Here is a 26,295-nt window from a genome sequence, read left to right as displayed (position 1 = left end):
GCCGCCGCGGCGGGGCCATGCGCCGCCGCGGCAAGCAGCATGCGCGCGAGGCGCGGCGGGGCGCCAAGCGCGGCCATGCGCTGGCCCGCTGGCGTGAGGCGCAGCCCCGCGTCCAGCGCGCCGAGCTGCTGGAGCAGCGCGCAGGCGCTCGCATAAGCGCCCGTTGGCGGCTCGTCCAGCCAGGCTAGCTCGCTGGGCGTCTGCACGCCCCAGGCCGCCAGCTCCAGCGCGAGCGGCGCAAGATCTGCTTCCAGCAGCTCCGGCGTGCTGCGCGGCGCAAGCAAGAGCTGCTCCTGCTCCGTCCAGAGCCGGTAGCATACGCCAGGCGCTACGCGTCCAGCGCGGCCGCGCCGCTGGTCCGCGGAAGGTGCAGAAACCGGAACGGTCTCCAGCCGCGACATCCCCGTTCGTGGCGAAAAGCGCGGGACGCGCATTAAGCCGCTGTCGATGACAACGCGTACGCCTTCAACGGTCAAGGATGACTCCGCAATTGACGTTGCGAGCACGATTTTGCGCTTGCCTTCTTCACAAGGCGCAATTGCCCTGCCTTGCTCCTCCAGCGGCATGCTTCCGTGCAGCAAAGCGATTTCAACGCCATTGACCTGTCCAATGCCTTGTTGCAGAAGCAACGATTCCACACGGCGCATTTCACGCATGCCTGGCAAGAATACAAGAAGATCGCCAGCATGCCGGCCAAGCGCCGCTGCCACGGTACGCGCAACACGGGATTCGAGCGTATCTTCCCGATTGGCATTGCCCCAGCTCCCAGCAACTGGCCTTCCTGTGCCCATTCCAATGCCCAACCAGGTGCCTGCGCTTGTAAGCCCAAGATTGTTCTCCGCATAAAACGTCTCAACCGGAAAAGCTCGCCCTTGGCTCTCAATGACGGGTGCGTCGCCTAGCAAACGCGCGACCGGCACCGCTTCTAGCGTCGCCGACATAACTAGAATGCGCAAATCTTCCCGTAACAGGGATTGCGACTGCAAGCTGAGCGCCAATCCCAAGTCGCCCTGCAAATGCCGCTCATGGAATTCATCAAACAAGATAGCGCCGACATCCTCTAGCGCTTGATCAGCCTGCAGCATCCGCGTCAGCACGCCTTCCGTCACAACCTCGATCCGCGTTGTTGGCCCAACCTTCGTATCGAGGCGCACCCGATAACCGACCGTCTCGCCCGCCTTCTCTCCTAGCAATGCAGCCATATGCGTTGCAGCAGAGCGGGCAGCAAGCCTGCGCGGCTCCAGCATGACGATTTTTCGGTCGCCCAGCCACTCCTCCTCAAGCAGCGCTAGCGGAACGCGCGTCGTCTTGCCTGCCCCTGGCGGTGCAACCAATACAGCATTAGGCCGTGCTGCAAGTGACCGTTTTAGATCAGGAATGGCTTCATCTATCGGTAATGGTTTCAATCCTTTCAATCCCATCCGTTCCTTTCTCACAAAACACACCGAATTATTACAACTTCTCATCTTTCCTTGCCAGCCGAATCATTTGCTCCACACGCCGTCCATCGCCTGATAACGACGCTTCGAATGAACGCAGCTGGGACGAACCGTCACCATCCAGAAAAATGCCATCTTCAATCGTCGGAATCGATGCAATGATCGCCACTCGAAATGCTGCAAGCGTCGTCTTCGTGCTCGTCACGATAAGGTATAAATGCCCTTCTGCATCATACACAACAGCTGTGCGCAGCCGATCATCATCCGGGAAAGGCGCTAATTCTTTCTCGATTTGTTGTTGCCAGCCTGCTTCGTCCTTCGGTTTCATGCTAATGCCGCCTTGTGCCCAGTAATGGTCCCGGTCACTGACAGCCAGCTCAGCTTGGTTCGATACAACTTGCACAGATAACTGATCTTTCACACCGTCCCATACGAGCGTTCCGCGCGGAACGCGCATATTGTCTGCTCCCGAACCATAAGCGCCTGCTTGGCCGCCGACAGGTTGATCATTCACAACTGCAATGCTTAACAACTGCCCGTTATAAAAAAATCCGCCGTTAATACCGTAGAAACGCGAAGCGCTTACGTTGCCGCGCACCGCTTCCAAGGTCACCCGCTCCGGCTCGGTCACGAGCGTATGCAGCTTAACACTGCCTGATTGCTTCAACTCATAAGCATACCCATCATAATCAGGCTTGTTATTCTCCCGCATCTGCTGAGAGCCTGTTGTAATCCAAACCGCAATCCCGCTTGCTGCAAGCGAGACGGCAACTGCGATAAAAACAATCGCGATAATGCCTGCCGCCTTGGACGGCCGCTCTTCCTTCCGATCGCCTAGTGGCGTAGCTCCCTTGCCTTCCGATGGCTGCATTAGATTATATCACCGACATAGACTGGGCCAGCTTCACCTGACCGAATAATACGGCCAAGTGATTGGGGAACTAGCAAGATATGATCCAATTGATCGAGCGGCACCCATTCTACCCCGATTTGGTTCGTATCGGGCACCGAAGCGGAATCAAACGGCCGTTCAGATAGCAGCCGGCATTCAAAATAGCATTCGACCTGATGAAAGTGGCTTTCATGGTCAGCAAATTCGTGGTTAGCGCCAATATATTCGCGTACATAAACAAGAGCCAACGGCTCTACATCCTGGCCGATTTCTTCTAGGCACTCGCGAATAATCGCCTGATGAAGCGTCTCGCCATGCTCCTGGCCGCCTCCAGGGAACCCATAATGGACACCATGAGCATCCTCGAATTTAATTAAAAGCAGCTGATCGTCCCTGCGTATGATTGCTTTTGTTGCCATCCGTACTTTTTTCATCATCTTGCTCCTCCTCTACTTACGCCAACGCTCGCATATCCCCATTAATCGAACCAGCCTTTACGCTTAAACCATAGGAACATGCAACCGCCCAAAATCGCCATTACCGCCAACACGCCAAAATATCCCCAACGCATATGAAGCTCCGGCATCTGGTCGAAGTTCATGCCATAAAGCCCTGCGATAAAGGTGAGTGGCATAAAAATAGTCGTAATGACGGTCAATGTTTTCATAATGCCGTTCATTCGATTGGAGCTATAGGAGATGTAGCTGTCGCGCAAATCTGCTGTCATCTCTCGGCTGGCATCCAGCATCTCCGACAGCTTTAAGAGATGGTCGTGCACGTCAGCAAAGAAAGCGCGCTGCTCATTCAGCCCTTCTATCCGGTCCGAGCTAAGCAACCGATACAGCAAATCACGCATCGGCATAATCGTCTTGCGAAGGTGAAGCAGCTTAGCCCTGATCGCGAAGATCTCATCCAGCAACGCCGTGCCTGAACGGCTCGTGTCGTCGATCTCCTTCTCAGCCAGTTGGTCATCCAATGCATACATCGCCGGAAAATAACGGTCGACCAACTCATCCATCACCAAATATGCACCATGCAGCGTGCAGCTGTGCAGCCCCTTCGTCGATGCCATCATTTTCGCCATAGCCGCTCCTAGTTCAGGGGAGGGCTGCATATGGAAGGAAACGATAAACCGTTCATGGATGAACAAATTCACCTCATGAACGAACAGCGTTTCGGGCTGTAGCGAATGCAAAACAAAAAAATGCGTTTCCCCATAATGGTCGAGCTTCGGGCGCTGCAGCCGATGCAGGCAGTCCTCAATCGCAAGGGGGTGAAAATGAAACATCGTTTCAAGCAGCCCGATCTCTTCATCAGAAGGCTGGTCAAAATCGATCCAAAACCATTCATATGCCTCATAACGCAGCCGGATATCCTCTAGGCTTAATCCTTGTACCCGCTCATGCTGCTTAGTCACAGCCATTATCGACAGCATCTATTTAACCTCCGGTACTTTAACCATGTTCCAAAATCTATGAAATGCAACTATTGTACCATGACTCGCTATAAGTGCGACATTCCTTCAAGCCCATTCAATTGCACCTTATTGGAGCGCCGTGATAGAATATTTTGAATATAGCTTGGCAATTAGGACGCTTACGAATCTATTTAACCACAATGGGCAAATGCAACGCTTTCTCGCCTTCTTGCCCCATTCAATCGAGGTGCATACTTATGCTTCGCGGCAGATTCGCCCCGACGCCTTCGGGGCTTATGCATATTGGCAATGCGCGCACCGCACTGCTTGCCTGGCTTCAAATCCGCCAAGCTAGCGGACAATTCGTACTTCGTATGGAAGATATCGATAAGCCGCGCTCCAAGCCACATTTTGCGCACCAAGCGCTGGAAGACTTGCGATGGCTGGGCATAGATTGGGATGAAGGGCCAGATGTAGGCGGCCCTCACGCTCCCTATGTCCAAAGCTTGCGTGAACCATTATATGCAGAAGCACTTGAACGGCTGGAGCAGCGCGGGCAGCTCTATCCATGCTTCTGTAGCCGTGCAGAGCTGCTTGCAGTCGCAAGCGCGCCACATGGATTGTCAGCGGAGGGCCCTGCATATGCTGGCACTTGCCGTTACCTTAACGAAACGGAACGCGCTGCGCGCCGATTGGGCAAGCTGCCGTCCATTCGCTTCGCCATCGGGGAGCAAGCCATCTCGTTTCAAGACGGGATCGCTGGCCAGCAAGACTTTCCTCCGGGCGCTGGAGGAGACTTTGTTGTAAGAAGGGCTGACGAGCTATTCAGCTATCAACTGGCCGTCGTCGTAGATGACATTGCGATGGGCATTACCGATGTATTGCGCGGCTATGATTTGCTTGATTCAACGCCTAGACAACTAGCGCTGTACGATGCCCTTGGCGCATCCCCTCCCCGCTTCGCCCATGTGCCGTTATTGCTTGGCACAGATGGCAACCGCCTGGCCAAACGAGACGGCTCGCTCTCACTCGCTGCCATTCGCGAGCGCGGCATACAGCCAGAACGGGTAATCGGTTTGTTAGCTGCAATGAGCGGCCTCATTGCTCGCGCAGAGCCTATACAAGCAGCTGAGCTCATCGCCAACTTTAACATTGACCGCATCCCTCACGAGCCCGCCATTGTCGATCAATCGGCACTGCAATGGCTTTACAACTCGTAATTCCTCACTCCATTAACGCCAAAAAACGCGATCGGCTTCGGCACGAACGCGTTTTTTATTTCCTTGTTCATCTCTTAGTAATGATACTCCCGTTCGTGCGCTTCCTTCGCCTCACGCGCCGCTTCCTCCACCCGCATTGCAAGCCCACACAACGAACCGAAAATCCATAATGCCATATAAGGCGTAACCATGTTCAAATAATCGCCAGCATATAACACAACAAACAGAATGCCGCCGCCAAATTGGACGGGAACCATTATCTGCCGCATGATATAGGGAATTGCGAACGCTGCGCCACAACTTGACAGCAGAATGATCCATTCGAGCATATCGACACCCCCGTTCCATGTTCCTTTATCCAGCCTATGAAACATTATCCAATGGGACTGACGTGTTTGTCGATAAGTTTGTTGCAAAGCACTAGGGTTGATGCTGCGTCCTGACAGATTCATGCACTGATTCGTATACTAGGCGTCCAACAGCTGCTCCCACCGACGTCGCAGTGCCAGCATAGCCATGGATAGCACCATACGAACGGTTGCCGCTTGCCCCGATGACAATTGCATCCGTAGTCGTCCCCGTGGCGATTAATCCATTATCGGAATCACAAAGCCCAATATCTTGCAGTGCAGCGGCTTTCGCTTCAACAGCTGTCATTAATGCGTTCACCATCGCCGGTTCGCCAAGCTGCCCATCGAAGAGCAGGAATGTGTTAATCGTGCCTGGCCGCCATGCCTCATACACTTTGCGCTGCGACCCTGCCCGAGCGGCATTGCCCGTTCCAGCAGTCGTAAGGCAGAATAAGCGAAAACGTTCATCCTCGGCTTCGATGATCGAAGCATGCGTCAGCTTCGCAGCGGTCATGAGCACAACCGATTGCGATGCGTCGCATTGCCACTGGCAGAGTTGGCGTTCGATATCGCGATTCGGGTCATCCGAATTATAAGTAAGCGGAACTCGCCAATTGACGTAATGGCTGGCTCGCGCCCTTCCGCCTCGGTACACTGAATTGCTTAGTGTATCTAAAGGGCCAGGCGTTCGGATGATGATCCGGTCATCGATAAGCTCAGCAACAACGCCTTCCCAGCTGCGGGATTCAAATCGGGTTTCTGAACGGAAGGGCTGCATCAGCTACCCTCGTTCCATTTCCGATTGAGAGCCGGATTCTTGCAATACGGCTTGCAACTTCGCAACTAATTGCTCGTTTTGTTCTCGCAATTTTACTGCTACACGGATAAACCGTCCATTTAGCCCGGCAAAATGTGAAGCATCCCGTACTAACACGCCGCGCTGGCCCATTCGTTTTTGCAGTTCCGAAGCATCAAGTGCGCAGCGGTCGGGCAGCTTCACCAGCAAGTAATTGACCACACTTTCAAATACATGGCATCCAAGCGCTTGCAACGAGGCAGTAAGGCGTGGGCGCTCATCTGCCAACCATGCTAACGTACGTTTCGCATAAGCTTCGTCCGCAAGCACAGCCTCTCCCATCCATTGGGCGAGCGAATTGACGCTCCATGGCGTTTGCAGCCTGCGCATCGCTTCGATCACAGCTGGAGAGCCTACCGCATATCCGAGCCGTACGCCAGGCACGGAATAAAACTTCGTCATCGACCGAATGACTAACAAATTTGGCAATGTAGCAGCTTCACGCACAAGCGTTAATCGATCCTCATCAGCTATGAAGTCAATAAAAGCTTCGTCAATGACGACGAATGCGCCAGTTGCAACCAGCCGCAGCACAAGCTCACGATTCACTAGCTGCCCGGTCGGGTTATTCGGTGAACCGAGCATCCACAGCCCAGGCTTGTCGCGTTCAACAGTCTCGAACACCCGGAGCTCAGATAACTGAAACTGCTCTTCTTCAAGCAAGGGCACTGTAAACAGTTCGCCTCCATATTTATGTGCCGCATCCGCATACTCGCCGAAGCCTGGCACAGCCAGTGCGACAGAAGCGCCAGGTCGAAGCGCACGGATGGCGAGATCGATGATTTCCGCAGCACCATTTCCACAGAGGACGTTATCCATCGTAATCCCGTGGCGTGATGCTATTTTGCCCCGCAACCCACGTACTGCTGGATCTGGATATTGATCGAGGTCCTGCCACCGCTGCTCCATAACGTGCCGTACCGCGTCAGGCGGCCCGAAAGGATTCATGTTGGAGCTGAAATCGACGAAGCCTGACGCTGGCAACCCATACATTTCGGCTGCCGTCACCAGATCGCCTCCATGCCCATACCGTTCTAGCATTGTGCATCCTCCTTCACGCTCGTTAGTTGGTTCGTTTGTTTACACTGCACACAGCCAACAAATAAAGACAATAATTAGAGCTTCTAGCCCTTCATTCATCGCCCCATAGGTATCGCCAGTTAATCCGCCTAGCTTGTTATTCAGCCATCTTGCCATTAAGCAGCCAAATAAACACGTTGCTGCAATAAGAACGGCTACAACGAACCATGCGTCAGGACCAAGCATGCCCGCCTGAACCGCAACAGTTATAACCGGCAATGTACATCCTGCTGCAACGGCCGCTGCGCCAGCTGCATGCTTCTTGCTTGCTTTTGCGAACAACACAGCAAGCCCGCCTTCGCGAGCAAATGGCCAGCCCATAATTGCGGCCGTCATCCACCAGCGGCTCCATACTGGAGCCAGCACGAGCAGGGCAAACGGATACAGCTGATCATCCGCACGATCAAACAACGTATATAAAGCTGCGAATTTTACTAACATCAGCACGAAGCCAGCTATAGCACCCATCGCACCGACACGGCTATCTTTCATAATGTCCAGCATTCGCTCACGTGAACGTCCGCTAAGCACGCCATCCGCGGTATCCATCCAGCCATCAAGATGCAATCCGCCGGTTAATAGAATCCACCATCCCAGCAGCAACGCCGCGCTTATCATCGGGGTATCCAACAGCTGCAGCAAAGCAGCGCCGCCACCTGTGAGCAGCCCAATGAGCAGTCCCGCAAAGGGAAAAGCGTACAAGCTGCGCGCTAAAGTGGGGGGATCAAATGGCACTTGCAGCGGAATCGGTATGCGCGTCAGAAATTGAATAGCGGCTATAACGCCTTGCATGCCCTGTTTTATTGCACGGCCCACCATAGGCCCAACACTCCTATCATCATCAGCCCGCAGCTCGCATAGAGCAGCTTCACCGTTCGCAAAATATCGTTCGCTTCAAGCGACCGTAGCGGCCACCCCATGCGAGCCCGTTCGCTGCTATGTCCAAAATAGTGATTAATGCCGCCAAGCTCAATGCCCAGCGCTCCAGCAACTGCCGATTCGGGTATGCCGCTATTCGGGCTAGGATGCTTGCTAGCAAATGCAGAGATCGCCTTCCAACCGTTTTTGGCTGACATCCCAGTGAAGAACATTGCCGCTAGTGGCATAATGACGGCACTTATACGCGCAGGAATATAGTTCAATACATCATCAAGCCGAGCGGAGCTCCAGCCAAAATGCAAATAACGGTCGTTTCGGTACCCGACCATCGAATCCAGCGTGTTTGCCGCTCGATATGCCATCGCAAGCGGCGCTCCGCCTAACATGGCGAAGATGAGCGGCGAGAGAAACGCATCTACTGTATTCTCAGCGACCGTCTCAACAGCCGCCCGAACGGCTTGTGGCTCGTTTAATTGCTGCGTATCCCGGCTCACAATATACCCTACATATTTTCTAGCTTCATTCAAATCGCCACGCACGAGCGGCTTATACACCAGCATTGCCGCATCCTTCAATCCTTTAACTGCTATCGTCGTCGAGATAAACCAAACGCTCACCGCGTACCCCACCCAAGGATGAATCCAATTAGCAAACCAGACGGCAGCCATCATTATGCCAGCAGCTAGCGCTACCGTTGTGACGGTTAGCACGATACCCCTTGCCCGAAGCCGGGAAGGGGTCGCCCACTTTGCTTCATCTCGTCTCAAGCGCCTTTCGAGCCAGCCAATCCATTGCCCGATTCGGATGACGGGATGCGTTGGCCACTTGGGATCGCCGAGCAGCAGATCGACAACAATAGCGGCAGCCGACATAAGCAGCAGCTCTGGCCATGAATATCCGAAGCAGATCATAGCTCGTCCCACGAGAACGCAATTCGTTTTAGGTCAACGGGAATACCGCTGGCTACTAGAAACACACGCTCGCAACGCTCTGCCAATAAACGGTTCATGCGGCCAGCCACATCGCGGAAAATCCTTCCTAGCGAATAGGCAGGCACGATCCCGCTACCTACCTCATTCGTAACAAGCAGCAAGGGATGGCGATAAGACGCGACCGTTTCGACAAGTTGGTTAATCTCGTTCTCAAGCATTTCAGGCGGTGACGCTTCGTGGTGCAATAGGCGATTCGTCAGCCATAAGGTTAGGCAATCCACTAGAACGGCTGGCGGTTGCTGGCCAATCAGCAGTTGTTCATCTGCACGCTTGCCAATGTCCACTAACCGGTCCGCAAGCAGATCAGGCTCCTCTATCGTTTCCCAACGGAATGTGGATTGCTCCCTTTGCTGCTGATGGAGGTTGACCCTTTGGTGCATTTCCTCATCGTCGGAAACGCGTGAAGTGGCGATATAAATGCCTCGTGATGCAAGCCGTGACGCACATTGTTCTGCGAATAAGCTTTTCCCGCTGCGAGCGCCGCCGGTAATTAAATATGCCAACTTGCTCCCTCCCATTAACCCCGCGATACGCCGGCGCTGTCGAATGTAGCCATTTCCTTCAGCAATCGTTGGGCCGCTTCAATCAGATGGAAACAGAGCGCAGCCCCGGTGCCTTCGCCTAAACGCATATCCAGATGGATAACTGGCGACAAGCCAATTGCATCAAGCAGTTTCTTATGCGCTTGCTCATTGGATAAATGGGATCCGATCATATAATGAACGGCATCCGGCATCATTCTAGCAGCAATTAGTGCAGCCGCTGAGGAGATGAAACCATCAATAACGACAGGGCAGCGACGTGCTGCAGCGCCAAGAATAATGCCCGCGAGCCCGGCGATTTCCAATCCTCCGACTTTGCTTAATACATCAAGCGGATCTGCGGCGTTCGGTTCATTCACCGCAATGGAACGGCGAATGACATCAACTTTGTGCGCAAGCCTTGCATCGTCAATGCCAGTGCCGCGCCCTGCGGCATCCTCTGGCGAACAGCCTGTCAAGACGGACATAACCGCAGCGCTCGCCGTCGTGTTGCCAATGCCCATCTCGCCCGTAGCAAATAAACGATAACCTTGTTCCCACAGCTTGTCAGTAACCTCAATGCCCGTCAATAAAGCTTGCACAGCCGTTTCATGCTCCATCGCACGTCCCTTTGCCATATTGTTCGTGCCGTGCATCAGCTTGCGCGCGTACAATTGGGGATGCTCCAGCTCGGCGTTTACGCCGATATCAACGCAAACTACGTCAGCTCCAGCTTGTCTGGCCAGCACATTAACCGCAGCTCCGCCAGACAGGAAATTCATGACCATCTGTGGCGTTACATCGGCAGGAAAGGCACTAATGCCTTCTTCACATACACCGTGGTCAGCTGCCATGACAACAATCGCTTTGCGCGACAGGTCTGCGTCTACTTCACCTGTGATGCCCGCAAGCTGCCGGGCTATGTCCTCAAGTTTGCCTAAGCTGCCCGGCGGCTTTGTCAAATTCGCGAGCCGAACATCCGTTAATTGCATTGCCTCTTCATCTAGCGGCCGAATCCGGCCAAGCTCAAGTGCAACTTGTGTATTTTGATTACTGATTGCCATCTTTTCATTTCCCCTCTCTTCAGTTCAAACAACAGAAGAACGACGAATCCCATTCGCCGTTCGTTGGATTATACATTTGTAAAGGCCCGATGCCTTGAAGCGATTCGTTTCGGGCGAAGCAGAATTTGCGGCGCTCCGCTATCCGGATGCGGCATAATGTCCGCCTCTGCTCCATATACTTCGCGAACAAGTTCGCGCGTAACGATCTCCTCTGGCGTACCCGATCCATATAAGCTCCCATCTTTAAGGACGAGCAGCTGATCGCAATATAGGGCTGCCAAATTCAAATCGTGAAGCACGGCGATGACCGTCAGAGCGCGTTCCTGCTGCCATTGCGCGACAGTATCAAGCAACTGCAGCTGATAGCCGATATCGAGATAGGTGGTCGGCTCGTCCAGCAGCAAGATTTCTGGATTCTGAACCATTACTTGCGCCAATGCCGCTCGCTGCCGTTCTCCGCCGCTCAAATGATCGACCGTACGGTCCCGCAGATGGGACAGCCCCATCCTAGCCAATGCATCCTCTATAATCGGCGACGCATCCTCTTGCTCGTCTCCGAACCAGCCTTGGTACGGGTAACGGCCTAAGGCTACCGTCTCTTCTACGGTGAACCCAACTGAAGGAAGCCCTCCCTGCTGAAGCACAGCCATCCTTCTTGCCAGAACCTTCCTGGGATAATCAGCGGAAGGCTTGCCATCTAACAGGGCAACTCCTGCGGTAGGCCGGTCAACGCCGGACAATAACCGAAGCAGCGACGTTTTCCCTGCGCCATTAGGTCCGATAATACCATACATTCCCGGTGCAGCAAATGAGAAAGAAATATCACGTAACACCGGTACGCCATCGACCGTCCGGCCTAGCCTTTGCGCTTCGATCATGCACCCAGCCTCCCTCGGCCATGCTTCCTTCTGTACAGCAACAATGCAAAGAATGGTGCGCCTACGATTGCGGTGACGATGCCAAGCTGAATTTCCCGCGGGCTAAGCGCCATTCGGGCAACCGTATCTGCCCATAGGACGAAAATCCCTCCGCATACTGCAGACAACGGAACCAGCAACCGGTAATCTGGACCGCAGATCAGGCGCAATAAGTGAGGCACAACAAGGCCAACGAAGCCGATCACGCCGGATACCGATACAGCTGCCGCCGTGAGCAAGGTCGAAGCAATGAGCACGATTAGCTTCGTACGCTCGACATGCACGCCAAGATGTGCGGCATGGCGTTCACCATAGGCGAATAAATTCAATCGTTGCGCGTTCATCAAGATAAGCGGAAGCCCGACTGCTAGAAACGGCAACACCATGTATACATGCTCCCAGCTGCGGAGCGCCAAGCTCCCCATCAGCCAGAACAAAATCTGGTTTACGACGCCCTGGGACATCGAAACCATAAAGGAAACGAACGCCCCGAGAAAAGACTGAACTATGACTCCCGCCAGCACAAGCGTCTCAATATTCATCGTCCCCCGCGAGCGGGCAAGCGCCAACACGCCAAGCAGCGTTATAACTCCGGTAATAAAAGAGACAATTGGAATAGACCAAAGACCAATAAACGATTGAAAACCGAACAAGATGAGAAAAGCTGCCCCGACAGATGAACCCGATGCGACGCCGAGCGTAAATGGATCCGCCAATGGATTGCGCAGCACGCCTTGAAAGCCCGCCCCGGCAGTTGCCAGGCATGCTCCTACGAGAACTGCCAATAGTACGCGGGATAGCCGAAGCTGCGTGACGATTGCGACGTCAGAATCTGGATATTCCGCCCCGCCCAGTTGGATGCCAGTCACCCAGTGGAGCATGATGCCCCACACATCGATAACCGATAAGCCGGCGGAACCGATCGATAAGCAAACCCCGATAGAACCAACAAGGAGGAGCATCGCGGCTCCTCCATACAGGACATATCGAAATCTCATGTTATTGGAACAATTCCGGATGAATCGCTTTAACCAGCGACTCTAGACCTTCAGCAAGGCGCGGGCCTACACGGGACAGCGGATCTGCCGGCACTTCGACAAGACGGTTGTTTTTAACAGCATCGATTACTTTCCAAGCCGGACGAGCCTTAATGCCTTCAAGGATTGCATTGGGCGACTCGAACCACGAGGAGTACACGATCACTTGCGGGTTGCTCTTCACGATCTGCTCCGCATCAAATTCATACCAGCTCTTGCCGGTCGCGATATTTTCGCCGCCAGCAAGCGTAACTAGCTCGTCTAGGAACTCCCCTTTACCGACCGTGTAGCCTGGCGAGAACTCAAGGAATACTTTCGGCTTGTCGGCCGATTTTACTTTTTCGATCACATCAGCCTTCACTTGCTCCATGTGGGCAGCTGTATCTGATGCATTTTTTTGCAAATCGACCACTTGGCCAATCGTACGGATTTTCGCTACAACCGCATCATATGTCTTCGGATCCGAAGCATAAACATTCAACTTCAGTGCGCGCAGCTGTTCAATTGCCTGCGTGTTCATCGACACCGATGCGAGTATGAGATCCGGCTTCAAAGAAACGATTTTCTCGATGTTGGACGTCATGTCGCCAACCTTCTCCAGCTTCGCCGCTTCCTCTGGATAGTTGCTATACTCATCAACCCCAACTACGCGGTCGCCTGCACCAATGGCGAATGCAACTTCGGTTTCACTCGGCAAAAGGGAGACAATGCGTTTAGGCGCTTCATTAAACGTCAGCTCAGTGCCGGAATCATCTTTCACCGTTAACGGGTAAACTGTCGCTGCGGGCGCTTGTCCCTCTTGTGCTGCATTGTTGTTTTCCGTATCCGTCGTTACCGTTTCTTGCTTAGCCGGCGCCTTGTCAGGCTCCGATTTTGTGTTGCTGCCGCAAGCGGCCAGAAGTGCCAACATGAGCACTACGGCAAGCAAGGACAAACGCTGCATGCCTGCCATCCATTTTGAATTCCGATGCATCTCAAATCCTCCTATTTCCTATAAAAAAATAAAAAGCATTTCCGACTCAAGGGTCGGAAATGCTTTTGTTCCAGAGAACAATGGCGTCCGCAATGCTAGCCTCAATCTTAGAGGCCGCCTTGCCAGGCGCGAGCGCTAATCCAACACCTTCCCTAATTCCACGTAGGGCATAGCGTTAACGAGCAGGCAGGTCTCCTGACTTGAAGCCCGTATATTCGGCGCCTTCCCGGGATAGCCCAGTGACGATTGCCGATACAGTTGTCCGCCTTGGCGGTGGACACTTCTTTACAGTGGCGGGTCCGTGCTGGAGTTTCACCAGCTTCCCTATTAAGCCTTCCCTTCATTCAAAACCAATGAAGCAGAAAGCACCTTCTCGTATTCCATATTCCATTTTTGCTGTAGTTACTATATCACCGACGATACCATTTGTCTATCATTTACAAGATCTCCGCAGCTGTAAGCGGAGCCTGATCGCATTGCCGACGACCGATAAAGAGCTTAGCGCCATTGCCGTCCCAGCCATCCATGGCTCTAGCTTGCCAAGCGCTGCACTTGGGATAACGGCCGCGTTATAAATAAACGCCAGCGCAATATTTTGCCGAACATTCCCCATCGTTAACCGGCTTGTAACCAATGCATCCGTAATTCCAGACAGCCGCCCATGCATTAGCGCAATCTGCCCCGCCCCCATCGATGCTTCAGCGCCGCTCCCAATCGCAAAACCGACATCTGCGGCAGCAAGCGCCGGCGCATCGTTCCATCCGTCCCCAACCATCGCAACGGCACCGTGTTTTCGTTGCAGCGCACGAATTAGCTCGACCTTCTGCTCGGGCCGAAGCTCCGCTTGCACATCCGCTATGCGCGCCAATGCGCCCGCCGCCGCCGCTGATGCCCGGCGATCGCCAGAAGCCAGCGCCACATGCATGTTAGCTGCTCGTAGCTTCGATACCGTAATGGCAGCATCCGGGCGAATGTGATCGGCTAACGCGATTGCCCCTTCGCATCGGCCATCTACTGCCACATGCCACACCGTTTCTCCCCGCTTCTCACGCTCTTCAGCAAACTTCGCTATAGCCGCCTTTATCAGCCACCCCTTATCAGCCATATATCGCTCCGAACCTACCGCCACAGTCGATCCATCCAACGTTAGCAATACGCCGCCCGTTGATTCGACTGGCGGCGCTGAAGGCACTCGGTTAGGCGGCGTTAGGCCGTGCTGCTTCATAGCCGCATCCCGTACCGCTCTTGCAAACGGATGCGCCGCATTCGCTTCAGCAGCTGCAGCCAACCGCAGTAGCGCTGCCGGGTGCATCGAAGGCGAACATATCGCAGAAATGCTGGCTCGGCCCTCCGTTAACGTGCCGGTTTTGTCAAAGGCAACAGCTCGCAATCTTGCTAATGTTTCAAGCGCGTCAGCTTGCTTAAGCACGATCCCTCGCTTGGACAGAAAAGCGGCGGCTGCAGCCAACGACAGCGGCGTTGCCAATCCAAGTGCACAAGGGCAGGCAGCGAGCAGCACAGCTAATGCGCGAATAAACGCTGCTTCTGCATTCCCAGCCGTTAGCCACCCATAGGATAAAACAAAAGTGGCAGCTGCCAGCAGCAGCATAATTGGGACGAAAATGCCCGCTAATCGGTCTGCTTTCCGTTGCACCGACGTTTTGGAAGCCAACGCTTCCCGCATCATAGCAGATAAGCGATGGAGCGCCGTTGTTTCGCCAGCAGACTGGACGGACAGCACTGCGGTGCCGCGCAGATTCATCGTCCCCGCATAAAGCCGTTCCCCCTTGCGCTTTACGACCGGCCTGCTTTCGCCAGTTAAGAGCGATTCATCCGCCTCTGCCGCGTCACTAACAAGCGAGCCGTCTGCCGGAAACCGTTCGCCCCCTTCGACACGAATCTGGTCGCCTATACACAGTTCAGTTGTTGGCCTCATCATGGTTTCATTACCGCGAATGACGGCAGCCTGATCGGGCTGTAAAGCGCCATAACCGCCCAGTTCTTCCACCGTGCGCCTAGCTGCGCTTGCTTCAATCCATTTGCCCAGCAATACCGCCGTAATGACGACCGCTGACGTTTCAAAATATAATGGAGCAGTCCCAACGCCCTCTCCGCCACGAAACACCATGTAATGGCTGTATAAATAGGCGGCTGTCGTTCCAACCGCGACGAGCACGTCCATGTTCGCAGATCGCTGCTTGAGTGCATAATAAGCCCCATAATAAAAAGGCGCTGCTGGAATAAACTGAATGAGCGTCGCAAGCGCTAACTGAAGCCATTGATTCATGAATAAGCCGGGAACTGGCAAAAACGACAGCCACGCAATGTGATGGGCCATCGTCCATAACAAAGGCAAAGTCAACATTGCCGACAGCAATAAGCGAAACAGCAGTGAGCGGCGCTCCTGATGATCAAAACTTGCTTTCCCAACAGGGGCTGATTGAAAACCGATTTTGCTAATCGCTAGCTGGATCGAATCCGTCGATTGCTGCTCGGGTTCATAAACAACCCATGCCGAACGCGAAGCATAGCTGACTGCAGCCTGCTGAACACCTGCCATCCGGCTTAACGTTTTCTCGATTCGAGCCGCGCAAGCTGAACAGTGCATGCCTCCGATTCGCAAATCGACAGAAACCGAATCTCCTCGTAATGTCATGGAGGACAACCTCCTTTGGGTACTCACTATCTCCCACCCATTGTATGAGGATGAGCCCGCTAGCATGTCTGCATGCCAAAAAACCCTCAAAACTCTTGGCACAAATGCCATCCGAGAGTGAGGGTTTTCATTCATTCCATTCCTTTATTTGCTTATTCGCCCGTTATCGCATTGCCATTCCAATTCAGCATTCCGCCAGTGACGTTAATGACTTCATAGCCTTGCGTAGCCAAATATTCGCAAGCTCTGCCACTGCGGTTGCCGCTGCGGCAAATAATGTAGAACGGCTCTTCGCCTTCCGTCAGTTCGCCCTGCCGTGCAGGCAAAGCCGAAAGCGGCAAATGAATCGCCTGTTCAATATGCCCATCCTGCCATTCATCCGCTTCGCGAACATCAATGAGGCAAAGCTTCTCGCCAGCCTCTAGTTTTTGCAACAATTCATCAGTACTGATCTCTCCGTACATCTATGCTCTCCTCCAGCCCATTCGTATTCATAAATTTCTCTACCAAATTGTACATGGTGGCTGTGGGCCATGTCCAGTTTAATGCAGAGCCTCCAATTCGATACGCTGCTGCTGGCCTGTCAATTCATTCACGAACACATGAACGATAAGCCCATACTCCCGGCTATCCTTGCGCATCCACAATCGGAATCGATACTCGGATACGGTTGCGCTTGCCGCAAACTTCCCTTGATACGCATAATCAATCACCTCAGCCTGCTGCTGATTGATCGCGGTTTGGACAGCAATCCGCCCCCATTTGGCGTACTCCGGCTGCTGTTGTATTGATGCAATGGGGGCGCTGCTTGCCATGCTTACTGGCATTAGCGGCGAGCAACCGATTCCTAACGTTAGTATCAAATGAACGATAAACATGCTTCCTCCTTAACCTCACCCATCTTTAGGTTGCAGTTGGGAGCGTTGCTTTATTCGCTTCATGCGATAAAAAAGGGCGCCTCCCTCGCCATGTTGCCATGACGCTGGAGACACCCTCATGAGGAGGAATTGCTTCACCCTATTCGGCAGAAGCATCCTTGAACTTGCGTTTGCGGTTAATGAGCTCATAAACCATTGGCACGAAGATCAACGTGAGCAATGTCGAGCTTGTCAGGCCGCCGATAACGGTAATGCCGAGCCCTTTGGAAATCAGGCCGCCGGATTCAAATCCGAGCGCAAGCGGCAGCAATGCGCCGATCGTAGCAATTGCCGTCATAAGAATCGGGCGCAAGCGTGTGCCTGCTGCTTCAAGCAATGCTTCCCGAACCGCCAAGCCTTCACGTTGCTTCTGAATAACACGGTCGATCAATACGATTGCATTCGTTACGACGATACCAATGAGCATGAGCATGCCGATCAATGCAGTAACGCTTATCGTCTCGCCTGCAATGTACAAGCCGACGAATGCCCCAATAACCGTAAATGGCAATGAGAATAAAATGGTGAACGGTGTTAGCGCACCGCCAAACGTAATGACTAACACTAAATAGACAATCGCGACTGCGGCAAGCATGGCAAGGATTAACTGCGAGAATGCCTCGTTCATGTCTTCCGTTGCGCCGCCCATCTCCGTTGTTACGCCAGTTGGCAGCTTCATCGCATCAAGCTCACTTTGAATGTTAGTGGAAACTTTGGACAGGTCCGCCGACTTTGCATCTGCTGTTACTTCGGCATAAACCTTGTCATCGCGGCGTGTAATCGTGTTCGGCGACGTGCCTTCTTCGACTTTCACGACGTCCTTCAAGGAAACTGGGAAGCCAGCAGGCGATATTAGTTGTTTATTTTCGAGATCCGAAATGCTGCCATATTCCTTCGCATCCACATGAACGTATACGCTCAGCTTCTCGCCATCCTTCTCAATCGTCGTCAGTTGCGGCTGTTGGCGCACTGGCGCTAATGCCATCGCCACCTGGCCAGCTGTCAGGCCGTACTGGCTCAGCTTCGATTGGTCTGCTACGAGGCGATACTGCTTATACGTTTCGCTTAGGCTTGTGTCCACATTCGTTAATTCTTTATTTGCCCGCCATTTGTCAGCAACGTCCTTCACAACCGTTTGGAGCGTCTCCATGTCTGGACCATAAACGATTAGCGACAGCCCGCTTCCGCCGATACCGCCACCGGTGAAGTCCTGCTGCTTCCATTCGCCTTGGCCACCTAGGCCTTTTAACATATCGACTACAGCCGTTTTCTCGTCTTCAAAGTTTTTCGTATCTTCGTTGTACGTCAGGTACACGAGCCCTTGTTTTGCTGCGCCTGGGCTGAACGGATTGCCTCCGCCAACCGTATATTGCATCAGCTCAACGTCTTTGCGGCCAACAAGCTCTTTCTCCGCTTTCGTTGCCATTGCTTTCACCTGGTCCAGCGTCTCGCCTGGGGCAGGGTTGTACGTAATCATCATCGTCTTCTCTCCCTCGGAAGGAAGGAAGCTAAAACCGATTAACGGCGTGAGCATGCAGCTTCCTACGAGCAACACAACAGCTAACAAAGACGTGATCAGCTTATGGTCCAAGGTCCAGCGCAGCACGCGGCGGTATTGGCCTGCGAGACGGCCTGGCTTATCTTCATGATGCTTCGCGTTTTTGAGCCCTTTGCGGAACATCATATGCGCCAGCATCGGTACGACCGTAATTGCTACAAGCAGCGACGCCAACAAGGAGAATACAATTGTCAGCGCGAACGGCATAAATATTTGGCCAATTGCGCCGGACACGAAGCCCATTGGCAAGAAGACGGCAATCGTCACGATCGTCGAAGCGAGAATCGGAACAAACATCTCACGCGTCGATTCGAGAATAAGCTGCTTGCCTGTCAGCTTCTCCGAGGAGAGCGACATCCGGCGGTACACGTTCTCGATAACGACAATCGAGTCGTCGATAACCCGCCCAATTGCAACAGTCATCGCACCAAGCGTCATAATGTTAAGCGTTACATCCATCTGATTCAAAATCAGCAAAGCGATGAAGATCGAGAGCGGAATCGACACGACAGCGATAACGGTCGAACGAATGTCGCGCAAGAAAATCAAAATAATGACGATTGCAAATGCTGCACCGATGAATGCTTTGCTCAGCATCGTATTAACGGACTGTTCGATCGGCTTGCCTTGGTCAAGCGCAGTTACGATGTTAAGCCCTTTGTTGTCGTCCATCAGCTTCTTAACTTGATCCTTCACGTTGTTAACAACATCAACCGTATTCGCGTCCGCGGCTTTCACGACCGAGATGCCGATTGCGTCTTCACCGTTCGTGCGGGAAATCGACGAAGCTTTGCCTACTACCTTCAGGTCAGCAATCTCAGAAAGCTTAACTGTCGGCAAATGGATCTTAACAATACCGTTGGCTGCAGAAGCATTATTATTTGGCGATTGGCCGGCAGCCCCATTGCCGCCTGCTGGTGCACCTGCGCCAGCACCTGCTCCGGCTGGGACAAGCGGAATTGCAATATTTTTCAAATCGTCTTCAGACCATACGTTGCCATCCACGACGACCGTGTTTTCTTCATTGCCGAAGGTGAACAGGCCAAGGGGCGCTGAAACCGCAGAGCCTTGAATGATGCCTTTAACCAAATCTTCCGATAAGCCATATTGTTGCAGCTTGTCTTGTTTAAACGTCAGTTCAGCCGACTTCACATGTTGGCCCGAAATTTGGACCGATGAGACGCCTTCAACGCCTTCAATGGAAGGGAGAACTTCAGACTCTACGAGCTTCGTGAGTTGCTCCAGCGACAAATCTTTGTTCGCCGCGCTCAGGGACAGTACCGGGAATGCATTCAAGCTGATGCGCGTAATATCCGGCTGCTCAACGCCATCGGGGAACTTCAGCCCGCTAAGCGCTTCGCTAACTGCCGCTTTCGCTTTCTCCATATCCGTACTAAAATCGTACTCAATGACGACGGATGAAGCATTCTCCATCGAGGTAGAGGTCACCAACTTAACGCCTTCAAGATTGCGCGTATGCTGCTCAATCTGTTTGGTGACATTTTCCATTACTTCCTCAGGCGCAGCGCCTGGATAAACCGTCGTTACATTTACGATTGGAATCGTAATGTCAGGCAACGTCTCCATTTTCATCTGTGTGCCGGAGAAAATGCCAGCTAGCAAGACGATAATCGTCATGATCCACAGGGCAAACTTATTGTTTAATGAGAACTTAATTAGACTTCGCACAGCTTGTCCACTCCTTCTTTTTATCTAGATGTGATTGCTTGCTACACTTTGAGCCGGTAACCTACACCCCACACGGTATCAATGTATTGGGGATTGGACGGATCCAGTTCGATCTTCTCGCGAAGCCGGCGGATGTGAACCGTCACCGTCGAGCTATCCCCGATCGATTCCAGTCCCCATACGCGCTCGAACAGTTCATCCTTCGTAAACACCCGGTTGGGATGGGCAGCAAGCAATAGCAGCAAATCGAATTCCTTGCTCGTTAAGAGCATATCTCGATCTCTAATGTTTACTTGCCTCGTCAGCTTATTAATCGTTAATCCCCGAATCGTCAAGGATTGTTGCGCTTCGCGGCTGTCTCCGGTTAACCGGTCATAACGGGCAAGATGCGCTTTAACCCTTGCAACCAGCTCACTTGGGCTAAAAGGCTTTGTCATGTAATCGTCCGCGCCAAGGCCAAGGCCACGGATTTTATCGACATCTTCCTTCTTGGCGGAAATCATGATGATCGGAATATCCGCTTCTTGCCGAATGCGCCGGCAAATCTCGAACCCATCGGTGTGTGGGAGCATGAGATCCAATATAATCAGGTCATATTGCCCATCAAGCGCTCTTCGTAAGCCAATGTCGCCTTTGCCTTCGATATCCGCCCTGTAACCATGGCTTTCCAGGTAATCCCGCTGAAGCTCGGCGATCGTACGTTCATCCTCAATTATTAAGATGTTCTTCATTGCTGCTTCTCACCACCTGCTGTTTCTTGCTTGTCGTGTTCTGGCCATCGATGGAGCGTGACGATGATCGCCAATCCCCCGTCTGGCGGCAGCTCTGCACGAACAGCACCGCCATGGCCTTCCATGATTTGCTTGACAATCGCTAGCCCTAACCCGCTGCCGCCCGTCTCCACATTTCTCGATTGTTCGGTACGGTAGAAGTGATCGAATAACATGGGGAGTGACTCAGGCGATACCCCAGGACCGTTGTCCCGAAGTTCTACCGTTATTTCCTCCTCATTCTCAGAAACCTGAATTGCTAAAAACCGGTTTGCTGCTCCATCCTCCGTATTCATGTACTTGATGCTGTTGCCTATGATGTTATGAAATACACGGCCTAGCTTCTCCGGATCTGCAACAACGATTAATGGCGGGCCTTCAATGCCCGAGCTTACGAGTGCAATTGATTCTTTCTCCAACTCAAATTGTAATTCTTCGGTGTAATGGGCCAGATACCGCCGCAAATCAATCGGTTTAAAGTCATATGCAACATGGTGCATATCCAGCCGCGAAAACAAGAATAACTCATCAATGAGCCGATCCATGTCCGTTGCCTTCCGATATACGGTGCGCAAGTACTTTTCCTGTTTTTCCTGCGTATTCGCAACCCCGTCGAGTATGCCCTCCACATAGCCTTTAATCGCTGTTATCGGCGTTTTCAAATCATGGGAAATATGCGACAGCAGCATCTTGCGATTGTCTTCATCCTGCAGCCGTTCTTCGATAGACGCCTTTAGTCGAACTCGCATCGTCTCGAAAGCTTCGGCTAGCTCCCCAATCTCATCCTTAGTCGTCGACTTCACCTCGCCGTCCAGCCTGCCTTCGCTAATTTGCTCCGCCGCGTGCTTCAGCGAGTACAGTGGCCGGATAATGCTGCGAGATACTAAATACGTTAAGAAAATGCTCGTCGCAACCAGCGCTAACAGCACGATGAGCGGAACGAGAACTTTCCAATAAATAGGAAGCGACTCCTCTTGCCGGAACAACACGGCTGACCCGTGTGAACCATCTGGGTACGTGATGCTGAGATGATGGATTTGGTACCGGTAGCCGCCGATATTCGTGCTATCGCCCGCATTCAACACATCTTTCCAGTCATCGGTTCCCGATTTGTGCTTGAGCATTGGCGCTACGACAATTGGCTGCTCCCCATCATGTTCAACGACAAATCCGGCTGACAAAGGTTCAAGCCTATCTTTTAACTGCTGGACATATTGCGGATCATCGAGCCGCTGTGGATCATTATGAAGCACGTACGATAGCTCTCCAAGCGTAGTCGCTTGTTTGTACCCCATATTTTTCTCATTATTCATGAGTTCGTGCAGCGTCTGGTCACTCAAAAAATAAAGCAGGAGTACAATCAAGCTAATCATGATCACGTTCGGCACGATAACCATGGCCCATAATGCGACTTGCAGTTTACCGCGAATCGACACATCATCACGCCTTATGCTTAATAAGTATCTTCTATTAGGATAACGTTCGTTTATTAACGGTTTTCAAACCATTTCTTACAAATTTATTAACGATCCGGTTCATTTGCAATGAAATCACGGCCATCACTGCGACGAGCCCCCACATTGTGACGATCCAATCCATTAACCGAGATGTCGAAATGCCGATTTGATGCAATAAATAGATATGCGCTTCGAACTTTAATGCGCCTAAAAGCGCGAGCCACAAAGCCACCAACCTAAAACCTGCACCTAATTGGCCATGTTTCTGGGAGCGCCCCAGCAGGCATGCACCGAATATGCCTAGTGCTGCTGCCGAGAAAGGTGCTGCGAACCAAATCGATAAATCGCCTGGATCGACAGAGAAAAGGAGCTTAATGAGCATCGTAAACATGCCGATTAGCAATGCCCACGGCCATACCCATGGATCACGCGCGTATTCGAGTAATTTGGCGCTGTGATTAGTGCCGCTTCGCGGCGCATCCTTTAACCATCGCAACCATTGGATGAAACCCCATATTGCGATAACCGCAGCCCCCAAGGCAGAGAAGGCAAACTGCAGCAGTTGAAATAGCGGCATGCCTAGCGTGTGTACTGTAAGCCCGGGCAAATGCTGAACAAAAATCCCGCTCCCATGCGTCCAAGCATCCATAAACATATGGGTCAAATACCCGACAAACGCCGCCGCCGCAAAATGAAACCAGCCCGCTAGCGACAAAGGTTCTCCCCGTTCATAACATTCCCGTACAAAACGCTTTAAACCGAACAGGTTGGGCATGAATGCGGACAGCATCGGGCGTATGACCCGTTCATAGCTGAAATAAATAGCGAAGCATAACGGCAACCCTATAAGCATAAATCCAATAAACTGATGGCCAATCGTACCGCGTGCTTCCATATTGGCAAAGTACTCAAGATCAGGCGACATGCTGCCTAATACGAGTCCTGCTATACTTAAATTTGGAAAATACCGGCGCAAAGGCACTGCAAATGCGGGATGAGACAATGTAAACGGCATAATTCGCCCTCCTTCTAACAGAATTCCATTATATTCCTTGACGAATGATTTTCACAAAAAGATTTTTGGAACGGATAGCATAGTTTCGATCAAAGCGTTAAAGTAAAGCAAGTAGGCACGGACTCTTCGATAGAGCAAGGAGGCTTCTTATCATTATGGCATCAGAGATCAGCAGTTCGTTTAGCCGTGCGCATCGTGTACGTTTTGGCATCATGACGGTATTGTATTGGACATCGATGTATATGTACGTCCCGATTTTATCCCCCTACTTGTCATCACTAGGCTACTCATTAGCGTTCATTGGGATCGTGCTCGGCAGCTATGGTTTCGTCCAATTGCTCATTCGATTCCCAATCGGGCTATGGTCAGATGCAAAAGGGCGCCGCAAACCGTTTATTATGCTTGGGCTGGCGGCAGGAGCTGCAAGTTGCATACTTGTTCATCATTCCCGGTTGGTCCGGCTGGCCGCTTGCAGGCCGCATTACAGCAGGGGTATGCGCCTCAACGTGGTCCGCTTTTACGGTTATGTATGCTTCAATGTTCCCACAAGGCGAAACATCGAAAGCAATGGGGCAAATTAGCGCGATGACAGTTGCTGGCCAACTAACGGGCATGGCATTCAGCGCTCCTCTAGCAGATGGCTTCGGCTGGAATACAGCTTTTCTTGCTGGCGTGGGGGCTGCAGTGATCGGCATCCCATTTGCGTTATCCATTCCTGAGACCCCTATCGCTGCCAAGCGCATGCCGCGCCTATCCCCTTCATTATTTCGAGGCGTAGTACGGCAGCGCACGCTTGTCCGTGCTTCTGTGCTCTCAGTAATGGCGCATGCGATGCTGTTCATTTCGATGTTCGGCTTCACGCCTCTTAAGGCGCAAGATCTTGGTGCTGACGGCTGGCTGCTAACAGGCATCGTGTTCTCTTTCATGATCCCGCATGCCCTCGCTTCTTTGCTCGCTGGTGGCGTATTATCAAACAAATTCGGCGAATGGCGGCTTCTCCGTGCTGGTTTTGGATTAGGCGCGATAACGACGGCGCTCGTCGCCTTCAGCCCATCCTTGATCTGGCTAGCCGCAACGCAAGCCGTAAACGGGTTTATGCAAGGGCTGCTATTCCCGCTTCTGCTTAGCCTAGCGATACGGGAAGCTCCAATCTCCGAGCGAGCGACCGCAATGGGCTTTTATCAAGCGGTATATGCCATGGGCATGTTCGCCGGCCCTTTCGTGGCAGGCTGGATGAATGACCAGTGGGGCATTAATAGCGGCTTTTGGCTGGGCGGTGCTGTTGGGATTTTCGCGGCCGCTTTGACGTATTATTGGAGCAGTTCGCGGCGCCAGAATGTCGAACAAACATGCAGTTGAATGATGGGTTGAACGAGGAAAAGAGAGGTTCTAACGGACTCCAGGGCCGCTATGTTGCTCCAAATGGGCAGATTTCAAATGTAACGGACCCAGTGGCCGTTATTTAGTAATTTTGATGCCCTATGAGGAAGAAAATGGCCATATAGCGGCTGCTGGCTGAGTCCGTTACAACCCAAATGTGGTTGAATTGGATCGAATAAGGGCCGCTCGGTCCGTTACATTTTTATAAATGAAGAAGGGTGCCCCGAAGCTTACGCTTTGGGACACCCTTCTTTTTGCGGAAAAACTCGTACTAAGAAGCAGCTACGTGAACCATCGGTTTCCTGTATATAAGAACAAAAAAATAATAATGCTTGCAAGCACAATTAACGTATCTTGAGCCGCCCATCGCAGCACGAGGCCTCTTGTAGGCTTCACATCGATCCGGCCATACCCCCGCGCCTCCAGCGCTTCTGTCATCTGCTCGGCATCACGCAGCATTGCGAGCAAAAAAGGCGCGAGCACGGCGACAAGCATTCGCATCGGCACCTTGCCAGGTTGTGCTGCCATTTTGCCGCGCGCTTGTGCAATGCGTGCAAAGCGTTCCCATTCGCTGCTTAGCATCGGAATAAATCGAAAAATAAGAGCGACGGTTAGAGCAAATTTGGATACTGGAACTCGAAATCGCTCCAGCCAGCCGAATGTTTGCTCCAATGCCCGCTGCAAGCGAAGCGGCGTCATAAGTGCACTTATCGGTAGCCCTAGCATCATAACGACAAGCAAACGGCAAAGATTAAACCCTGTATTAAGCGCTGCTGAAAGCTGGAAGCCCAGTGGCGAGAAAGTCAGTCCCCCAATTACAAAAAGCACAGCAACCATCTGAATGTAGAGCATGATTGCTCTGCGCCAAGGCGCAATGGCTGCGCGAAGCGGAAGCCATACAAGCACGCTTGCGAGTGCAGCAGCAACGAGCAAGCCCGTCCAGGCCTGCTGAAGCAGAACGGCTGAAGCAAAGGCCATGTACGCAAGTATAATCGCACGCGGATCCAATTGCGCAGCGAACCATCGGCTGCGCGGCCCAGCAGGATGCCGCTGGGCCGGCGCGCAGTGCGGCGGCTCAGCATGAGGAGCCGCCGGGGCGGCATGCCGCCCCGCTGCCGGCGAGGCTTCGCCGGCAGCAACGGCCGCCGCTTCGCGGCGTGCCGCTAGCGCAGGCGCGAGCGCTGCAGCGAGCGCCTGCGGCGGCGCCCATGGGGCG

General features: G+C 52.8%; 25 protein-coding genes and 1 riboswitch. Of the genes, 3 read left to right on the top strand and 22 right to left on the bottom strand.

Translation table 11 applies throughout. The features are described from left to right. The 4 genes from GON22_RS24400 to corA all read right to left on the bottom strand — a co-directional run. Positions 1–1,406 (bottom strand): helicase-related protein (locus GON22_RS24400; RefSeq protein WP_202113487.1); only part of this gene is annotated, 1,406 nt, incomplete at its 3' end. 46 nt (positions 1,407–1,452) lie between these two features. Continuing rightward, positions 1,453–2,310: a phosphodiester glycosidase family protein gene (locus tag GON22_RS24395; RefSeq protein WP_160398683.1), complete on the bottom strand. Its 858-nt coding sequence runs from the start codon at positions 2,308–2,310 to the stop codon at positions 1,453–1,455. Next, positions 2,310–2,768, bottom strand: coding sequence for an NUDIX domain-containing protein (locus tag GON22_RS24390; protein WP_237179330.1), 459 nt, complete (start codon positions 2,766–2,768; stop codon positions 2,310–2,312). Before GON22_RS24390 ends, GON22_RS24395 begins: the two co-directional genes overlap by 1 nt. Positions 2,769–2,809: 41 nt before the next feature. Beyond that, the gene (gene corA, locus GON22_RS24385; RefSeq protein ID WP_160398682.1) at positions 2,810–3,766 is read right to left on the bottom strand and encodes a magnesium/cobalt transporter CorA; all 957 of its coding nucleotides are present in this window, start codon (positions 3,764–3,766) and stop codon (positions 2,810–2,812) included. A gap of 239 nt (positions 3,767–4,005) precedes the next feature. On the opposite strand from corA, the gene gluQRS reads away from it, so the two are divergent. Next, positions 4,006–4,968 (top strand): tRNA glutamyl-Q(34) synthetase GluQRS, encoded by a 963-nt coding sequence (gluQRS, locus tag GON22_RS24380; protein WP_160398681.1) that lies wholly within the window; start codon positions 4,006–4,008, stop codon positions 4,966–4,968. Positions 4,969–5,042: 74 nt separating this feature from the next. Here gluQRS and GON22_RS24375 read toward each other — a convergent pair whose 3' ends face one another. From GON22_RS24375 to GON22_RS24295, 17 genes are all read right to left on the bottom strand, one after another. Then, on the bottom strand, positions 5,043–5,297 hold the full coding sequence (locus tag GON22_RS24375) for a hypothetical protein (protein WP_160398680.1): 255 nt from the start codon (positions 5,295–5,297) through the stop codon (positions 5,043–5,045). Between the two features lie 91 nt (positions 5,298–5,388). After that, entirely contained in the window at positions 5,389–6,096 is a 708-nt protein-coding gene (locus tag GON22_RS24370) for an adenosylcobinamide amidohydrolase (protein WP_160398679.1), read from the bottom strand. Between the two features lie 3 nt (positions 6,097–6,099). Further along, entirely contained in the window at positions 6,100–7,215 is a 1,116-nt protein-coding gene (gene cobD, locus GON22_RS24365) for a threonine-phosphate decarboxylase CobD (protein WP_160398678.1), read from the bottom strand. A 39-nt stretch (positions 7,216–7,254) separates the two neighbouring features. After that, a complete protein-coding gene (gene cobS, locus GON22_RS24360) occupies positions 7,255–8,073 on the bottom strand; it encodes an adenosylcobinamide-GDP ribazoletransferase (protein ID WP_160398677.1) in 819 nt (272 codons plus the stop codon). Then, positions 8,055–9,044, bottom strand: a complete 990-nt coding sequence (gene cbiB / locus GON22_RS24355) for an adenosylcobinamide-phosphate synthase CbiB (protein WP_160398676.1) — start codon at positions 9,042–9,044, stop codon at positions 8,055–8,057. The genes cobS and cbiB overlap by 19 nt, the downstream gene beginning before the upstream one ends. Next, positions 9,041–9,628 carry a bifunctional adenosylcobinamide kinase/adenosylcobinamide-phosphate guanylyltransferase gene (gene cobU / locus GON22_RS24350; protein WP_202113486.1) on the bottom strand — a complete coding sequence of 196 codons (588 nt, stop codon included), beginning with the start codon at positions 9,626–9,628 and terminating at the stop codon, positions 9,041–9,043. The genes cbiB and cobU overlap by 4 nt, the downstream gene beginning before the upstream one ends. A gap of 14 nt (positions 9,629–9,642) precedes the next feature. After that, a complete protein-coding gene (gene cobT, locus GON22_RS24345) occupies positions 9,643–10,710 on the bottom strand; it encodes a nicotinate-nucleotide--dimethylbenzimidazole phosphoribosyltransferase (protein WP_160398674.1) in 1,068 nt (355 codons plus the stop codon). Positions 10,711–10,778: 68 nt separating this feature from the next. Then, positions 10,779–11,588 carry an ABC transporter ATP-binding protein gene (locus tag GON22_RS24340; protein WP_160398673.1) on the bottom strand — a complete coding sequence of 270 codons (810 nt, stop codon included), beginning with the start codon at positions 11,586–11,588 and terminating at the stop codon, positions 10,779–10,781. After that, positions 11,585–12,589 carry a FecCD family ABC transporter permease gene (locus GON22_RS24335; protein ID WP_237179329.1) on the bottom strand — a complete coding sequence of 335 codons (1,005 nt, stop codon included), beginning with the start codon at positions 12,587–12,589 and terminating at the stop codon, positions 11,585–11,587. Before GON22_RS24335 ends, GON22_RS24340 begins: the two co-directional genes overlap by 4 nt. Positions 12,590–12,626: 37 nt before the next feature. Next, positions 12,627–13,637 (bottom strand): ABC transporter substrate-binding protein, encoded by a 1,011-nt coding sequence (locus GON22_RS24330; protein ID WP_160398671.1) that lies wholly within the window; start codon positions 13,635–13,637, stop codon positions 12,627–12,629. 178 nt (positions 13,638–13,815) lie between these two features. Next, a riboswitch (cobalamin riboswitch) is annotated at positions 13,816–14,014 on the bottom strand. A 56-nt stretch (positions 14,015–14,070) separates the two neighbouring features. Continuing rightward, the gene (locus tag GON22_RS24325; RefSeq protein ID WP_160398670.1) at positions 14,071–16,293 is read right to left on the bottom strand and encodes a heavy metal translocating P-type ATPase; all 2,223 of its coding nucleotides are present in this window, start codon (positions 16,291–16,293) and stop codon (positions 14,071–14,073) included. Positions 16,294–16,445: 152 nt separating this feature from the next. Then, positions 16,446–16,757, bottom strand: a complete 312-nt coding sequence (locus GON22_RS24320) for a rhodanese-like domain-containing protein (protein ID WP_160398669.1) — start codon at positions 16,755–16,757, stop codon at positions 16,446–16,448. A 78-nt stretch (positions 16,758–16,835) separates the two neighbouring features. Beyond that, complete coding sequence (locus tag GON22_RS24315) at positions 16,836–17,171, bottom strand: DUF3889 domain-containing protein (RefSeq protein ID WP_160398668.1); 336 nt, start codon at positions 17,169–17,171, stop codon at positions 16,836–16,838. A 139-nt stretch (positions 17,172–17,310) separates the two neighbouring features. Then, complete coding sequence (locus GON22_RS24310; RefSeq protein ID WP_160398667.1) at positions 17,311–20,457, bottom strand: efflux RND transporter permease subunit; 3,147 nt, start codon at positions 20,455–20,457, stop codon at positions 17,311–17,313. A gap of 41 nt (positions 20,458–20,498) precedes the next feature. After that, positions 20,499–21,188, bottom strand: a complete 690-nt coding sequence (locus tag GON22_RS24305) for a response regulator transcription factor (protein WP_160398666.1) — start codon at positions 21,186–21,188, stop codon at positions 20,499–20,501. Beyond that, positions 21,185–22,663: an ATP-binding protein gene (locus GON22_RS24300; RefSeq protein ID WP_160398665.1), complete on the bottom strand. Its 1,479-nt coding sequence runs from the start codon at positions 22,661–22,663 to the stop codon at positions 21,185–21,187. Before GON22_RS24300 ends, GON22_RS24305 begins: the two co-directional genes overlap by 4 nt. Positions 22,664–22,697: 34 nt before the next feature. Beyond that, entirely contained in the window at positions 22,698–23,699 is a 1,002-nt protein-coding gene (locus GON22_RS24295) for a DUF4184 family protein (protein ID WP_160398664.1), read from the bottom strand. Between the two features lie 155 nt (positions 23,700–23,854). On the opposite strand from GON22_RS24295, the gene GON22_RS26310 reads away from it, so the two are divergent. Continuing rightward, on the top strand, positions 23,855–24,280 hold the full coding sequence (locus GON22_RS26310) for an MFS transporter (protein ID WP_336604363.1): 426 nt from the start codon (positions 23,855–23,857) through the stop codon (positions 24,278–24,280). Next, positions 24,180–25,058, top strand: a complete 879-nt coding sequence (locus tag GON22_RS26635) for an MFS transporter (RefSeq protein ID WP_336604364.1) — start codon at positions 24,180–24,182, stop codon at positions 25,056–25,058. Before GON22_RS26310 ends, GON22_RS26635 begins: the two co-directional genes overlap by 101 nt. Before the next feature lie 303 nt (positions 25,059–25,361). Here GON22_RS26635 and GON22_RS24285 read toward each other — a convergent pair. Beyond that, positions 25,362–26,295 (bottom strand): energy-coupling factor transporter transmembrane component T (locus GON22_RS24285; protein ID WP_160398663.1); only part of this gene is annotated, 934 nt, incomplete at its 5' end.

The organism is Paenibacillus sp. MMS18-CY102 (assembly GCF_009789195.1).
Classification (GTDB): Bacteria; Bacillota; Bacilli; order Paenibacillales; family Paenibacillaceae; genus Paenibacillus_T.
The sequence above is the reverse complement of the archived record's forward strand: the minus strand, read 5'-3'. Positions and strand labels throughout refer to the sequence as shown.